The 15,518-nt window shown below is 45.1% G+C and carries 15 protein-coding genes; 2 read left to right on the top strand and 13 right to left on the bottom strand.

Features of this window, described 5'->3' with window-relative positions:
- Positions 1-753: 753 nt before the first annotated feature.
- Positions 754-1,014 (bottom strand): hypothetical protein, encoded by a 261-nt coding sequence (locus V1L65_RS09150; RefSeq protein WP_331698827.1) that lies wholly within the window; start codon positions 1,012-1,014, stop codon positions 754-756.
- A 115-nt stretch (positions 1,015-1,129) separates the two neighbouring features.
- On the opposite strand from V1L65_RS09150, the gene V1L65_RS09145 reads away from it, so the two are divergent.
- Complete coding sequence (locus V1L65_RS09145; protein WP_331698826.1) at positions 1,130-2,035, top strand: AraC family transcriptional regulator; 906 nt, start codon at positions 1,130-1,132, stop codon at positions 2,033-2,035.
- A 114-nt stretch (positions 2,036-2,149) separates the two neighbouring features.
- Here V1L65_RS09145 and V1L65_RS09140 read toward each other — a convergent pair whose 3' ends face one another.
- The 9 genes from V1L65_RS09140 to V1L65_RS09100 form a co-directional block, all read right to left on the bottom strand.
- Positions 2,150-3,589 carry a nicotinate phosphoribosyltransferase gene (locus V1L65_RS09140; protein ID WP_331698995.1) on the bottom strand — a complete coding sequence of 480 codons (1,440 nt, stop codon included), beginning with the start codon at positions 3,587-3,589 and terminating at the stop codon, positions 2,150-2,152.
- A gap of 23 nt (positions 3,590-3,612) precedes the next feature.
- Complete coding sequence (locus V1L65_RS09135; RefSeq protein ID WP_331698825.1) at positions 3,613-4,152, bottom strand: cysteine hydrolase family protein; 540 nt, start codon at positions 4,150-4,152, stop codon at positions 3,613-3,615.
- Between the two features lie 38 nt (positions 4,153-4,190).
- Positions 4,191-5,291, bottom strand: coding sequence for a GerAB/ArcD/ProY family transporter (locus tag V1L65_RS09130; RefSeq protein WP_331698824.1), 1,101 nt, complete (start codon positions 5,289-5,291; stop codon positions 4,191-4,193).
- A gap of 23 nt (positions 5,292-5,314) precedes the next feature.
- A complete protein-coding gene (locus tag V1L65_RS09125; RefSeq protein WP_331698823.1) occupies positions 5,315-6,508 on the bottom strand; it encodes a Ger(x)C family spore germination protein in 1,194 nt (397 codons plus the stop codon).
- A 23-nt stretch (positions 6,509-6,531) separates the two neighbouring features.
- Positions 6,532-8,055, bottom strand: coding sequence for a spore germination protein (locus tag V1L65_RS09120; RefSeq protein ID WP_331698822.1), 1,524 nt, complete (start codon positions 8,053-8,055; stop codon positions 6,532-6,534).
- Between the two features lie 258 nt (positions 8,056-8,313).
- A complete protein-coding gene (locus V1L65_RS09115) occupies positions 8,314-9,576 on the bottom strand; it encodes a glucuronate isomerase (RefSeq protein ID WP_331698821.1) in 1,263 nt (420 codons plus the stop codon).
- A gap of 22 nt (positions 9,577-9,598) precedes the next feature.
- Complete coding sequence (gndA, locus tag V1L65_RS09110; protein ID WP_331698820.1) at positions 9,599-11,005, bottom strand: NADP-dependent phosphogluconate dehydrogenase; 1,407 nt, start codon at positions 11,003-11,005, stop codon at positions 9,599-9,601.
- A 146-nt stretch (positions 11,006-11,151) separates the two neighbouring features.
- Positions 11,152-11,913 carry an SDR family oxidoreductase gene (locus tag V1L65_RS09105; protein WP_331698819.1) on the bottom strand — a complete coding sequence of 254 codons (762 nt, stop codon included), beginning with the start codon at positions 11,911-11,913 and terminating at the stop codon, positions 11,152-11,154.
- Positions 11,914-11,974: 61 nt separating this feature from the next.
- Complete coding sequence (locus V1L65_RS09100; protein WP_331698818.1) at positions 11,975-12,712, bottom strand: class I SAM-dependent methyltransferase; 738 nt, start codon at positions 12,710-12,712, stop codon at positions 11,975-11,977.
- A 202-nt stretch (positions 12,713-12,914) separates the two neighbouring features.
- Here V1L65_RS09100 and V1L65_RS09095 point away from each other — a divergent pair, with 202 nt between their 5' ends.
- The gene (locus tag V1L65_RS09095; protein WP_442955683.1) at positions 12,915-13,919 is read left to right on the top strand and encodes an NAD(P)/FAD-dependent oxidoreductase; all 1,005 of its coding nucleotides are present in this window, start codon (positions 12,915-12,917) and stop codon (positions 13,917-13,919) included.
- Positions 13,920-14,028: 109 nt separating this feature from the next.
- Here the strand turns inward: V1L65_RS09095 and V1L65_RS09090 are convergent, their stop codons facing one another.
- The 3 genes from V1L65_RS09090 to V1L65_RS09080 form a co-directional block, all read right to left on the bottom strand.
- Positions 14,029-14,682, bottom strand: a complete 654-nt coding sequence (locus V1L65_RS09090) for a helix-turn-helix transcriptional regulator (protein ID WP_331698816.1) — start codon at positions 14,680-14,682, stop codon at positions 14,029-14,031.
- 96 nt (positions 14,683-14,778) lie between these two features.
- Positions 14,779-14,970 (bottom strand): hypothetical protein, encoded by a 192-nt coding sequence (locus V1L65_RS09085; RefSeq protein ID WP_331698815.1) that lies wholly within the window; start codon positions 14,968-14,970, stop codon positions 14,779-14,781.
- A 41-nt stretch (positions 14,971-15,011) separates the two neighbouring features.
- Positions 15,012-15,398 carry an iron chaperone gene (locus V1L65_RS09080; protein ID WP_331698814.1) on the bottom strand — a complete coding sequence of 129 codons (387 nt, stop codon included), beginning with the start codon at positions 15,396-15,398 and terminating at the stop codon, positions 15,012-15,014.
- Between the last annotated feature and the right edge of the window lie 120 nt (positions 15,399-15,518).

Raw genomic sequence — 15,518 nt, 5'->3', positions numbered from 1 at the left:
TTACTTGGGACGGGCCGTTTCTTCGCGAATAGCGACAATTGCCCGCCCTATTGGAGTTCATAGCATCGAATCATTCCGAATGCATGCGTTTGTCAGTCACTCATTCACACTCATTCCGCTAGCAGTGCGCCTAAACGATTGCTGTTCTGGATTTCGCAAACACTCAATGCGCTGTTGGACTGTGAAACTACTTTTTCGGGGGGGGGCGTGGACACTCAATGCGCGTTAGATCACAATACTACTTTCTCGGGGGGCGTGGACACTCGTTCCGCTAACTGTGCTCCTAAACGATTGCTGTTCTGGATTTCGCAGACACTCAATGCGCTGGTGGACCATGAAACTACTTTTTCGGGGGTTCGCGGACACTCGTTCCGCTAGCTGTGCTCCTAAACGAATACTGTTCGGAATTTTCGCAGACACTCAATGCGCTGTTGGGCTGTGAAACTACTTTTTCGGGGGTTCGCAGACACTCGTTCCGCTAGCTGTGCTCCTAAACGAATACTGTTCGGAATTTTCGCAGACACTCAATGCGCTGTTGGGCTGTGAAACTACTTTTTCGGGGGTTCGCGGACACTCGTTCCGCTATTGGGCCAAAAAACTACTTTTTCAGGTTTCCGCGGTCACTCGTTCCGCTATTTGCTCATTTTCCGTCTTTATTCATATGTTTTTTGCACAATAGCGGAACGTCTGTCACTTTCAACTAGCGATTGGGCCTTTTTCGGGGAAATAGCGGAACCTGTGTCCAAGTTTCTGTCACACGATACGATCCACTAACAGCTCGACAGAGGCATTTTCTGAAACATGAGTGGTTTTGCAATACGTCACGCTTGCTGTGCGACCAAACGTCATATGTCCGATGCGATCCACTACCAGCTCGACAGATACATTTTCTGAAACACGAGTAGTTTTAAATACGTCACGCTTGCTGTGCGCCAAAATTTCGTGAATGCACCATACGCTGGTGGACCATCCCGTAATCGTCGCATCATCATCGCGCGATCGTCGCATCATCATCCCGTAATCGTCGCATCATCATCGCGCGATCGTCGCATCATCATCGCGCAATCGCAGCGTCATCATCGCTTTCGTCATCGTCATCGTCACCATCAATAAAAAGGGAGGGAAAAGCGTGATTAATAACGAGCTGCAGTTTCCGCTACAGCGCAGAGCGCCGTTTCATGAGTGGTCGCCCAGCATTCATTATGCAAGGAGCCAGCGCATGCACATGTCCAAGCTCCCGCCCAGAAGGCTGTATGATTTTGAACTGCTGTACGTGTATCAAGGGGAGGCCGCAACAACGATCAGGGGCAAGCGTTATGAGCTGACGGCAGGCCAACTAATTTTTCTGCCTTCGGGAGTGCTCCACCAGAATGAAGCGACGTCAGAAAACGAAACGCGGTTTATAGGGATTCATTTTGACTTTTTTGATGAGCTGGATATTCAAACAGAAGCGGATATGCTTGTTAATGAGGATAATGTGAATGAGAAGCAGTTTGCTGTGGAGGCTGTGTCAGATATTTTCCCGCCGCTGTCCAGCCAGCTAATCTATGTGCCGCCGCTGGCCTGCATTCAGCTTATGGAGCAGCTGGAGCATGAATTTACGATGAGACCGCTCGGCTATGAGCTGGTGTGCAAAGCGTTAATGCTGCAAATATTAGCTTATTTGCTGCGCTTGCCGCTGAGCCGCTCTATTCAGCATGCTTCCCAGCATGATCTGAGGCTGCTTAAGCTCATGGAGGAAATTGAAGAGCAGCCGGGCTTGCCTTGGACGAATCAATCGATTGCCAAACGGATGAATTTGAGCACAGATCATGCTGCAAAGCTGTTCAAGCAGCTTGCCGGCATGCCCCCGAACAGCTTCATCCATGCGACAAGGCATCGCGAGGCACGCCGGCTGCTTAGAGAAACGAATATGTCGATTGAGCAAATAGGAGAGCAGCTTGGCTATTCCAGCATCCATTACTTCAGCAGGCTCTTTCGGCAGCATGAAGGCATTTCAGCGACGGAATACAGAAAGCTGTCTCAAATTTTGTAGAATAATTACAAATTCTCAATTACACTCATGAACACCTAACTTTCGCACCGCGCGCAGTTCTCAGCGCGCGGTGTTTCGCTGCATGACGGCGGTCGGTCGACCACTTAATTAGACTTAGCTGTGCTCTTTAATAAGCTTTTGTTTAAGCTCCCAGGCTGCAATGCTTAAGCTGACTCGGAATTTTTCCGGATTGAGCTTGCGCAAATATTCTGGCCAGAATAACTGCTTCTGGCTTTTTTTATATTCTCTGATCTGCTCGAGCGCGGGCAGCTCATACACAAGCTCGCCCGCCTCGAATATCGGCTTCAGCAATGGAATTGCCTCGTAATTTTCCAAGTATTTATGAAAATAAGGATGAATCGGATCGAATAGCTTAATCCGCTCGCCAGCGATAATATCCCGCTCGTAATCAAGCGCCAAATAATCGCCCTCCGCCTTGCCGTTAGCTTTATTCACGATTCGATACAGCTGCTTGATGCCAGGGGTTGTCATCTTTTCCGGATTGCCGGAAATTTTAATGACCGGAACAAACTCGCCGCCCTTCTCACGCGCCACCAGCTTGTACACCCCGCCAAGCGAAGGCTGGTCTGCAGCTGTAATCAGCTGTGTGCCTACGCCCCATGAATCGATTTTGGCTCCCTGCGCCTTCAGCTCGGAAATGATGTTTTCATCAAGATCATTGGAAGCTACGATGGAAACATAAGACAAACCGGCTTCGTCAAGCATCCTGCGCGCTTGCTGCGAGAGATATGTCAGATCTCCGCTGTCAAGCCGAATTCCGTTCATCCTTTTCCCTTTCTGCTCAAGCAGCTTAGCCACTTTAATCGCATTAGGCACGCCGCTTCTGAGCGTATCATACGTATCGACCAGCAAGGTTACATGATCCGGCAATACCTCTGCGTACCTCATAAAAGCTTCTTCTTCCGTATCATGAGCCTGTACCCAGGCATGCGCATGGGTCCCCTTTACAGGTATGCCGAACATTTTGCCCGCAAGCATATTGGAGGTTGCATCAAAGCCGCTTAAATAAGCTGCTCTTGCTCCCCACAGCGCGGCATCGGCCTCCTGCGCCCTTCTTGTGCCGAACTCCATCAATACATCATTGCCAGCCGCTTGCTTGACACGAGATGCCTTCGTTGCAATCAAGGTTTGATAGTTTACAAAGTTAAGCAGCGCCGTTTCAATAAGCTGAGCTTCAAATATAGTAGCCTCGATGCGCAGCATAGGCTCATTCGCAAAAACAAACGTTCCTTCCTTTACCGCATGCAAATCGCCAGTAAAGCGGAATTGACGCAGCAGCTGCAAAAATTCCTCCTCATACTGCTCCTCCTGCTCTTTCAAAAAAGCGATTTCCGCATCACCGAAGCGAAGCTGTTGTATATAAGCAACGACGCGCTCCAAGCCAGCGAATACCGCATAGCCGTTACCAAAAGGAAGCTTCCGGAAAAAAATCTCGAACACGGCCCTGTCATTCATCGTACCCATCTTCCAATGCGCGTACATCATATTAATCTGATATTTATCTGTATGAAGCGTTAAATTAGGCCCTATCATATGCTGTCTCATCCCTAACCTTATTATTTATGCTTAACCTCTGCACCAAGCGTATGTTCAAAATGAGTCAGCGCCCATTTATGCCCGTCCTCGTTGAACGAAGCTACTCCATCTTCATGCACGACAATTTTAAATCCTTTATTATAAGCGTCCACTGCAGTATGCAAAATACAAATATCGGTGCACACGCCTACTAAATGAATTTCGTTAATGTCTCTCATGCGAAGCTGCAGCTCCAAATCCGTTCCGCAAAAAGCGCTGTAGCGCGTTTTGTCCATCCAGTAGATGCTTTCTTTGTTCTGCTTGTATACTTCATCAAGCTTGCCGTATAGATCACGCCCGCTCGTGCCGCGGATATTATGCGGAGGAAACAGCTTATTCTCGGGATGAAGCACATCCCCTTCTTCATGCATATCAACCGCCATAACGACAAAATCCTTCTGATCCACAAACTGCTGAGTCAAATGCGCGATGCGCTCCTCCAGATCAATAGCAGGCTGTCCGCATGGCAGCTTTCCGTCAACAAAATCAACTGTGTAATCAATGACTAATAGAGCCTTCATTTGAAACACCTTCCTCTGCATTTTTTGGCCGGCGAAGTCTAGCCTTTTCTTAAGCTTCTCTTTATTAACAATACTACGAACAGCAGCAGCGGTAAAGCGAGCCCGCACACTCCTGTCACGATCGGCCATAGCGTTTGATCAAAATTAAGCAATAAGTTTATGTTGCGAGAAATAGTAACTGAAATCACAACAGTTGCAATTGCAGCAAAAAAATTGATGATCCAATGGTAAGTAACATTAAACAATTGAGACAACCCTGCTACTACGCAATAAAAATAAAAACAGACTCTAAAAAAGCTCGTTATAAACCAAGCGATAGCTATCGTTAGTTCAGTTCGCTCCAAAATATTCGGTACGGCGATGCTTTTAGCCAATACAAAGCTAGGAAACACTTCATTTGAAGTAATAAATGGGCCCAGCACTAGTATTGTGAACAGCGTAGTGACAAATAAAATAAACCAGCCAATTAATATGCCTGTAAAATAAGCTTTGAACAGCTTTTTCTGCTCTTTTACTAATGGCATAACCATTATGTACATAACCCCCTCCATAAAAGGAAAGGAATAAGAGGTAAGGCTGCCTTGCAATACCGGTTTAAAGCCGTGCTCAAAAACGGGAAACAGGAAATCCAAATTAATGTTTGGGATCAGCATTATGAACATGATAATTAAAAAAAACATCGTAATTGGAATAAGCAGCTCGCCTATACGCGCAATCGCCTCTATTCCTAAATGCACCGCATATACAGCGACGAGCATAACGATGATATGTATAGCTTCAATAGGTGTCTCTGGCATAATTTGAGTGACCAGAAAATCGCCGACATTACGCAAGGACAAAGAATTAATAATAAGCGGAAAAGTAAGCAAATATACAGCAGCTAGTATTTTCCCCATCCATTTACCACAAGCGACTTGAAAAAGCTGCGTAAATGTATTGCCTGGATACAAATAGTACAGCCTGGTATAGAGAAGTATAAGCGGCACTGCTGCAACAAATGTTATTATGGCAGACATCCAGGCATCCTGCTTGGCATCCGTCCCCACCAGATGAGGGATGATTAATATCGTTGTACCGATAAGGCTCATAGTAACCAGAATAGAAAACTGTCTGTTTGGGATCATAATTTTGCTTTTCATCAGCTCAACCTCTCACTTATTGCTTAGTCTCCAACATCAACGATATCCGGATCCGTAATCGAACCTGTATCTTTAATCAGCACCTTTACTTCAATATCCAGATCCGCTGTCGCATACAATTGATCCCACCGGCCAGATATTTGCTGCCACTGTTTAGGGTTCGAGCGATGTATTTTAGCTCCAAACCCAAATAAATCAGACTTGAAGTCCATACGAATATGATTAATCAGATTTGTCATTTTTTGCTTGAGGTCAGCAGCCAGTTGCTTCTCCAATTGCTTCATCTGATTAGGGTTCGATAATTTGCTCATACAACTGGTCTCTTCAATATAAGCATCTACCTTGACGCTGATTCCTAGCTGCAAATTGTTGTTATCCATCTTACTTTTCAAGCTTGATTTACTTTTATCTATTGAATATGAAATAAAACCATTATCCGCAGTACATGGGACAACAAGATTAGAGAGCTTGACTTTCCCTGTCATTATATTAAACAGTATCGTCTCGTTTTCATTCAGCCACCCTTGCAGCTTATCGTCATGGAACACTGCCAAGCCTGAGAACTCAAATAATGTTGGCGGCACTGTCGATTTATATTGATCGATTTTCCCTGTTGCGCTATGCTTCCCTTTAATTTCAACAGCTGGCAATACAGCATCTTTGCCCTTTTCGGCCAATACACTAACGATGTCGTGTACCCTTACTGTTTTGGAAGAGGCAAATTGTTTTTCTGAGTTTTTTTGCGTATCATATAAAAAACTTGCAGACAGCTTTTCCAGCGGAACCAAATCGGTAAATGGATTCTGTCCGAAGCTGTCTTTAAGTACAATAATAGAAAAATCACTCCGTACATTTACTTTTCTGCGAAAGACATCCAACTCTTTTCTAACACCATCACGCGCAAGCCTTTCACTGATAACTAATATTCTAAAGTGTCCCAAAAATAATTGTCTGGGGCTTATTTTAGCTATACGCTGCATCGCTTCCGATATCGTTTTTCCTTTCTGGGTAAACACAGTAACCGGAGCGCTGCTTCCGCCCTTATTAGTAACTTCCTTTGTGTTTATTACCTGAAGGGAAACCTGATATTCACTATTTTTTTTATCGATAAATACACCGCTTACCAATGCATATTGACTCAGCTCCTTGCGGTCCCAGCAGCCGGTCAAAACAAAGAGGCATAATAATACAGCAACCAACCATACATATCTTCGCATTTTTTCATCCCTGTCCCTGATTGCTATTTCTTACGATTTCTTCTTCTCACAAGATTGCCCTTAGCAATAAACTTAGGTCTAAAAACCATTGACTTTAAAGAAGCTCTCCAAAATAAAGTGTCCTTTTGTCCCTGCGCATCAAATGGCGCAAACGGAGCCATGTAAGGAACGCCGAATGAGCGTAAGCTTACTAAATGCAGCAAGAGCGCAATCATTCCGAGAATAATACCGAATATGCCGAAGGAAGCTGCCAGCAAAATAAAGGGAAAGCGAAGCAAGCGTATCGATATGGCCATATCCGTTGACGGTATAACAAATGATGCAATAGCAGTAATCGATACAACGATCACGATAGCTGGCGATACGAAGCCTGCTTGAACAGCCGCAGTTCCAAGCACAATCGAACCGACAATCGACATCGCCTGCCCGATATTACGCGGCATCCGGATACTGGCTTCCCGCAAAATTTCAAATACAAGCTCCATCAGGATGGCTTCTATAAAAGCTGGAAAAGGCAAATCCTCACGTTGGGCAGCCAGACTTAAAAAAAGCTGCCTTGGAATCATCTCCGGATGGAATGAGCCTATAGCAACATAGGTTGCAGGGCCAAGCAGCCCTATAATATTGCCAATAAATCTCAGCAGACGTACAAGCGTACTAATATCTCGGCGATGATAGTAATCTTCAGCGGAGTGAAAAAAAGCTGCAAAAACAGCTGGAATAACCAAAACAAAAGGTGTTCCGTCTACAATTATCGCAATTTTACCTTCTAATAGTTCCGCCGATATAACATCAGGGCGCTCCGTATTGTACAGCGTCGGAAAAGGCGTCCATTTTTGATCCTCAATAAACTCTTCTATATACCCGCTTTCTAATATGCTGTCTGTATCAATTTTGTTGAGACGAGTACGCAGCTCTTCAATGACTGCATCATCTGCAATTCCTTTTATGTACATGATGGACACGTTAGTCTGAGTTACCCGGCCTATTACAAAGTTTTCCATCCACAAGTCCGGCGACTTTATTTTTCTGCGGATAAGAGCGGTATTCGTCCGCAGATTTTCCGTAAAGCCTTGCTTCGGGCCGCGAATAACCGTCTCAGAGGTTGGCTCATCAATGGCGCGCTCCTTCCAGCCAGTTGCACTGATTGCAAGTGCTTTATTATAGTTATCGATGAGAAAAATGACATTGCCGGAAAATAGAAGCGAAAACAATTGCCCGTAATTCAAAACATCGGATTGAACATGGATCGAAGCAAGCAAAGATTCCTTGGCATACCAATAAAACTGCTCGCTGCTTTTGATATGTACAATGGCTTGTTCTGAAACATCGTACATCAGCGATTCCATAATAAAGTCATTAGCTGCTACAGAATCCACAAGTCCATCAATATATACAAGCGCAACACGCGTTTTTCTCATTAATGCAGGCCGGCATTCTCTTATAACAACGTCAGGACTGTTGCCCAGCCTTTGTTGAATTTGATCCAAATTGACCGTTAAACTTTTTTTAAGCAGCAGCTTGCTAAAATCTTCATTTGCTTCCAAACTCGCACCTCTTTTCACCTGCTCTGCTTAAATTTCCCTTTTGTGGTGAAATCATTCATATAAGCAGCGTGGTCGGCGCATTTACCGGACAAGGATAAACGGCTCCGCCGTCCTTTGGACAGGCGCGTTTACCGATGAAATATAGGAACATATATTAAGTGAAAACTTATACTTTCCTATAGTTTCAAAAAAAACTTGCCCCACGGACACAGCATACCAGCTGCACCTACAGGGCAAGTTCTTTTATTGCAATATTGATTAAGCTTCTGCTTCTCTGCCTAGGAAGCGCCAGAAATTGCGATTAAGCAGATCATCGAAATCACGCTTCATCTCATCCTCCGTTACGCCCCAGCCGCTGCGATGCAGTCGCTCGTACTTATCGGCTATCACATTGCCGATAATGGTACGGGAATGATCCCATTTGTATATAAGCTGCTCGAACACGCGGCAATCGGAATGCTGTGGAATCATAGAGGTTCCCAGCAATTCTACACGGAAGCGCGTCATTTCCTCCACCATCGATTCAATATGAAGGAACCACCAGCAGCCGAATATCATCAGGTTGCGGAATTTACGCGCCAATACTGTGAGCTCATGCTGATTTTCTCTTGCCAGCATCGTAATCAAAAATTTCTGATTCGGGTACTTGCGGCATAGCGCTTCAACCGCTGACACATCAGAGCGCATGCTCATATCGCCGGCAAGGCGAAGCTCCGGATTTACTTTTCTGCGGACACCGATCATAAGCGCGAACGGAATGTTAAGCTGCTGGCATACAGGCACCATAACATCATCGATCATACGGCTGCGATGATCCTCTGCAGGATACTGGAAGTCTCCAGTCATGGATACCGCCAAGTACAGTGCATCCATACGCTCTATCCATTCGGCCAGGAAGCGGCGCGTTTCCTGCTTCGTGCGCTCTGTCCACTCTGCTTCGACATCATAGCCAAGCTCAACCAAGCTGTTGACGGCGTTCGGCCAATCATTAAGCAGACCGTCCACGCGAAGCGCTGCATAGAAGCGATCATCCTTTTTGCCGTTGCCCTCCAGCCATACTTTACGCTCAACAGGATCAAACGGATCATTCGTCATAACGATTTTCTTAACCTTCGCCAGCTCCATAATCATATCTACCTGCTGCTCAGTCGTCCGGCTCTCGAAAGCTTGGCGGTAATCATCCAAGTTGCGAGAAGATACATCAAGCCCCATACGGTGCAATACCGTAATAAAGCCAGACGCCGCTTCGCTGACCGGCGAATGTTCAATGAACAGCTTCTGCCATATCCAGTCTGCCTGCTCGCGCTTGGTCATAGACCAGAACTGATCGTATTCCTCCGTTGACCAGCGGAAGGATTCAGATATCAAATAATGATACGTCAATAGCTCGTCAATTCCCCAAAGCAGCAGCTCGCCAAATTCCGGAGCGTATAGATGGGTATGCATATCGGTTACTGGCGTTGTCTGCGCCAAGCGGACTGCCGTTTCTCTAATATTTTCAAAAGGTATAAATGCTGACATAGCCTGATCTCCTTATCACTATTTATTTATTCCATTCAAAATGGAAGCTGCCTTCCTTGTCCAATCGCTCGAAGGTGTGAGCACCGAAAAAATCACGCTGCGCCTGCAGCAAATTCGCAGGAAGATATTCCGTGCGATACGCATCAAAGTAAGACAGCGCTGCTGCAAAAGCTGGAATTGTAATGCCGCTTAGCGCTGCGATCGACACAACCTCGCGCCAAGCGCTCTGATATTCATTCACAATACCTCGGAAATAATCATCCACCAGCAAATTTGGAAGCGCTGCGTCCTTCTCGAACGCTGCTTTGATTTTATCTAGAAACTGAGCGCGGATAATGCAGCCGCCGCGGAAAATCATCGCAATATTGCCGCACTTCAAATCCCAGTTGTATTGATCGGATGCTTGCTTCATTTGAGCAAAGCCTTGCGCATAGGAGCAAATTTTGCTTGCATACAGCGCCTTGCGGACCAGCTCGATAAATTGCTTGCGGTCGCCCTTATAGATTGGGCTTGGCTTATCAAAAAGCTTGGCAGCATGCTTGCGCTCATCGCCAAGTGAGGATAAGAAGCGCATAAATACAGATTCTGTTATGACCGGAAGCGGTACGCCTAAATCAAGCGCATTTTGTGAAGTCCACTTACCAGTCCCTTTTTGTCCAGCAGAATCCTTAATGACTTCAACCATAGGCTTGCCCGTTTCTGGATCAACCTTGGTGAAGATTTGCTCTGTAATTTCAATCAGGTAGCTGTTCAGCTCGCCCTCGTTCCACTCCTTGAATATGCTGTGCAGCTCATCCGCCTCTGCGCCAATGATTTCTTTTAGCAAATGGTACGCTTCGCAAATCAGCTGCATATCGCCATACTCGATGCCGTTATGCACCATTTTTACGTAATGGCCAGCTCCGCCTGGACCGATATACGTGCAGCATGCATCGCCGTCTACTTTTGCAGAAATGGCGGTCAGGAACGGTTCAACATGCGCGTAAGCTTCCTTTGTGCCGCCAGGCATAATCGCAGGTCCCTCCAAAGCACCCTGCTCTCCGCCAGATACGCCAGAGCCGACAAACTCGATGCCATAGCTTTCCAGCTCGATCGTTCTGCGCTCTGTATCCATAAAATAGGCATTGCCGCCATCAATAATAATATCCTGCTTGTCCAGCAAAGGAATAAGCTGCTCGATTGTCGCATCTGTCGCTTTGCCTGCCTGCACCATCAGTAAAATTTTACGCGGCTTCTCCAGCGCAGCTACAAAATCAGCCAGCTGCTCATAGCCATATAACTGACGGCCTTTCGCTTCCTCCATCAGCTCAGCTGTTTTACTATAAGAACGGTTGTATACCGCTACCTGAAATCCACGGCTCTCCAAATTGAGCGCCAAATTTTTGCCCATTACCGCAAGACCGATTACACCGATTTGCTGCTTGCTCATTGCACAAATCTCCCTTTCCTGTCGAGCCTCATAACAACGTTGTTATAAAGCTGCAAAAAAATATATTTATTTGCAAGGATAAACGGCTTCCGCCGTCCTTGGACGAGCGCGTTTACCGATGAAATATAAGAACAGTTAAGAACCCATTAAATAGTCATTGCTCCATAGCCGCCATCCACACGCAGGAAGCTGCCTGTTACGAAGGAGGATGCTTGCTTGGATGCCAGGAACACAACTGCGCCCTTCAATTCATCCGGATTGCCGAAACGATTCATTGGCGTATGACGCATAATCGATTCAATACGGTCCGGCGAAAGAATTTTCTTGTTTTGCTCTGCCGGGAAAAAGCCCGGAATAATTGCATTTACTCGCACACCCTCTTGCGCAAATTCACGCGCTAAAAACTGGGTAACGCTATTGACGCCTGCTTTGGACGCCGAATAAGTAAACACTTTGGACAGCGGCGTAGTAGAGGAAACAGATGAAATGTTAATGATGGAGCCGCCATTCCCCTGCTCGATCATTTTCTTTCCAAACACTTGGCTTGCGAGCACAATGCTCTTCAAATTGACATCCATAATGCGGTCCCATTCTTCCATCTCAAGCTCAAAAAATGGCGTTGAGCTATTGGTGCCAGATGCATTCACAAGAGTATCCACTGAACCGCCCCATGCCAATACATCAGCAAGCAGCTTTTCCAAATCTTCCTTCTTGGAAGCATCCGCCTGAAATGCAGCTGCAGTGCCGCCTCCAGCTTCAATTTGCTGAACAACTGCATTTGCTTTCTCCATATTACGTCCTACTACTGCTACCTTGGAGCCTGCCTCCGCCAGCGCTGCTGACATGGCACCGCCTAATACACCGTTGCCGCCAATCACAACGGATACTGTATTTTGCAAATTAAACATCGTATTCCCTCCATTTTTAACAACGTTGTTATTTAACTATAGCGAATTTCTATTCTTCTGTCTACCGTCGTTTTTGGGCTGCAATCATTAAAAAAATAGGCCGTCTTAATTCATCCTTCATCCCTGCAGTCGTGCTGAGCATTTCCTCGGATGGCTTCGGTTCCGCAATCTGCTTAATCTCAAAGCCGGCTCGAATAAGAGTGTTCATATAGGTCGCTGCCGTCCGGTGATACTTCATAACATCATTGCCGAGAAATGAGGTTTCTCTTAAGCCTTCGGCATGATAATGATCTACCGGCCAGTGCATTATTTCTCCCTTGTCATCGTAATGCCAATCCTGCGCAGCAAGTGCAGTAAATACAGGATGCTCTAAAGAAAAAATAAACGTACCTTCTGCAGAGAGCATAGCGTATACCTTTTGAACGGTTTCATCGAAGGATTCCACATAGTGCAAGGCAAGCGAGCTAATTACGACATCGAATTGCTCATTTTCAAAATCAACATCCTCTATAGCTTGCTGCAAGTACTTAATTTGCGGATCATCGGTCATTTCTCTAGCTTTATTCAGCATATTCGCAGAAATATCAACACCGGTTACTGAGCTGGCCTGCTGATCGCGCGCATAGCGGCAATGCCAGCCAAATCCGCAGCCAAGATCCAACACTCTTTTTCCTTTCAGCTCAGGAAGCATAGCTTTTAACTCATGCCATTCCCCTGCAGCGCTTAAGCCGCTGATCGAGCGAGGCATCATACTGTATTGTTCAAAAAAAGCGGCATTATCATATTTGTTTTGTTTCATCGTCATTAACGCCTTCCTGTAAGTTATAGGTTTGGATAATTATTTATATTTATTTCAACACTTCTTTTAAAAAACCTGCATTTTTAAGCGAATAGTCAGCACAGCTGCGGCCAGATGTTCAATCCTTTTTTATAAGATGCAGCTAGCCTAATTACTTTTTATACATTATACTATAATATATATTAAAAAGTTGGGAGAGATCATATTGCAATCGGATGAAACAATCTCATTTACAGATATTACGATTATAGGCGGCGGACCTGCAGGCATGTTCGCTGCTTTCTATGCCGGGATGCGTCAGGCCAGCGTGAAAATTATTGACAGCATGCCGCAGCTTGGCGGACAGCCTATCGCGCTTTATCCCGAAAAATATATATATGATGTAGCTGGTTTTCCTAGAGTAACAGCAGCACAGCTGACTGCTAATTTAATTGAACAAATGAGTTTGTTTCCTGTCGAGGTATGCTTGGAGGAAAAGGTACAAAACGTCATTAAGCATGAGGAGCGCCATTTCGAGATTGTGACAGATAAAGCTGTCCACTATAGCAAAGCAATTATTATAACTGCTGGCGTCGGCGCTTTCGAACCGCGGCGTTTGGAGCTGGAGCATGCTGAACGTTTTGAGAAAGAAGCCAATCTTCATTATTTTATCAATGATCTGAATCAATTTGCGGGTAAGCAAGTCGTTATTAATGGTGGCGGAGATTCCGCAGTTGATTGGGCGCTAATGCTCGAGCCTATTGCAGAAGCGGTGACGCTGATCCACAGGCGCGATAAATTCCGTGCGCACGAGCATAGTGTAGAGAAATTGATGGCTTCCAAGGTTAATGTCGTAACACCAGCTGAAATTACAGAGCTGCATGGAAATGATCAAATCGAGGAAATAACTATTACTTTCGCGAAGTCAGGCGAGCAAAGAAAAATAACCTGTGACGCGCTTATCGTAAACTTCGGATTCATTTCCTCACTTGGCCCTATTGCAGAGTGGGGGCTTGAGGTGCAAAGCAACTCCATCGCGGTCGATACACGAATGGAAACGAATATCCCTGGCATCTTCGCTGCTGGCGATATTACGGCTTACCCAGGCAAAGTCAAGCTAATTGCTGTAGGATTCGGCGAGGCGCCAACTGCCATTAACAACGCCAAAGTGTATATCGATCCAACAGCCAAGCTTTCACCAGGACATAGCAGCAATATGAAGCTGTAGCCACAAGGATTAGCGGCTTCCGCCGTATGAATATGATTCGTGATTCGTGTGTGCAAACTTATTAACCCCTTTTATTAATAAAAAACAGTGAGCAATCTTCATGATCGCATCACTGTTTTTTCTCTTTTCTTGCTTTAATGGAATAGGTACAGCGCTGTCCGCCATCCGCAAGGCAGTCTGTTCTGGTCACTTCTGCATCACCAAGCAGTGATCGGAACATTTTTAGCTCGCACTGGCATGCATGCTTATATTTGCCGGCTACCTGCTTAATAGGACAATTATGCTCTTTTAATAAATACTCTTCCTCATTAATTTGCTCCAGCTCTACCATATAACCGTTCTCATTTTGAATACTGGCAAGCAGCGCAACACGCTCAGCAATATCCTTCCCTTGCATGCTCGTATCATATTTTTTAATCAGCTTGTCTTTACGGCCCTCAAACAGCTTCTCTACCGCTTCTTCGCCAAAATAATCCTCCAGCTCATGAAGCAGCTCCAAAGTCAAGGTATGATATTTATTAGGAAAAAAACCGCTCGCTTGCTCTGTTAATTCATACACAGCCGTCGGTCTGCCCATAGATTGCCTGATTGTTTGTGAAGTAATCAAATTATCGCGCTCCAAAGACTGGATATGGCGCCTGACAGCCATAATCGTTATGCCCAGCTCTTCCGTAAGCTCCTTCGTGCTTAGCGCGCCTTTCGTTTTTAGAAGATGAAGAATATATTCTCTTGTTGAAAGCTCACCCTGATCCGAATTCGCCATGTGCGATCACCATCCACATCTTTCATTAAAAGCTTTAAAATAATTATTATATTACAATCATACCATGTTTAAAATTTGAATGCGGATGTAAATAATTCATTTCATTTTTCTATAAATAAAAATTAACATGACAAATATTAGCCACGGCAAAATATAGGCTGTAATCCACTCAAAAACGGATCTTAAAAACTCCCAGCCTTCATTCATTTGAGCACCATAAAAACCTACGTAAATAATGAAAAGAAACAACATGCCATACGCTAATAAAAAGCTTCTTTTGCCAAACATGTACTCCCTCCACCTGCTTTATCGTTAAAATCTATGAACCATCATTTCTTCTTGCGCTTGCTGTTAGCCTTTTCTATGTTGGCGGCAGCTCTATATTTTACAATTCTGCTTATAAGATCGTGGGGCATTGGAGCATGGATTGGAAACTGCAGCGTCCCCTTCGATTTATGATAAGGCTTGACCTCTTCTTGAAAAGCTTCAATACCGCTTGGTGCGGGATAAAAACCGATATGATTTTTGAACGCGGCAAAATGAACCAAATTACCGTGCAGCTCGAAAGTAGGCATCTGATAGCTGATCTTCTCCTTGGCTTCTGGCACTGCCTCATGTATAACTTGGCGTATAGCTTGAAGAATTGCTTGAATATCCGGGTGGAATGCTGCAATATATTCATCGATGGAGTCAAATGTGATTTTATTATTATTCATACTATCAACTCTCCTCGTTCAAGCTTGACTTGTATGATCTATTATAACATATGAACTTCACTACTTTGGTTGTTGTTACAGCTCAAAAAAAGTAGTTTGAGGATGCACCGGGCGATTGTG

It is taken from the genome of Paenibacillus sp. IITD108 (genome assembly GCF_036541265.1).
Lineage (GTDB): Bacteria > Bacillota > Bacilli > Paenibacillales > Paenibacillaceae > Pristimantibacillus.
The sequence above is the reverse complement of the archived record's forward strand: the minus strand, read 5'-3'. Positions and strand labels throughout refer to the sequence as shown.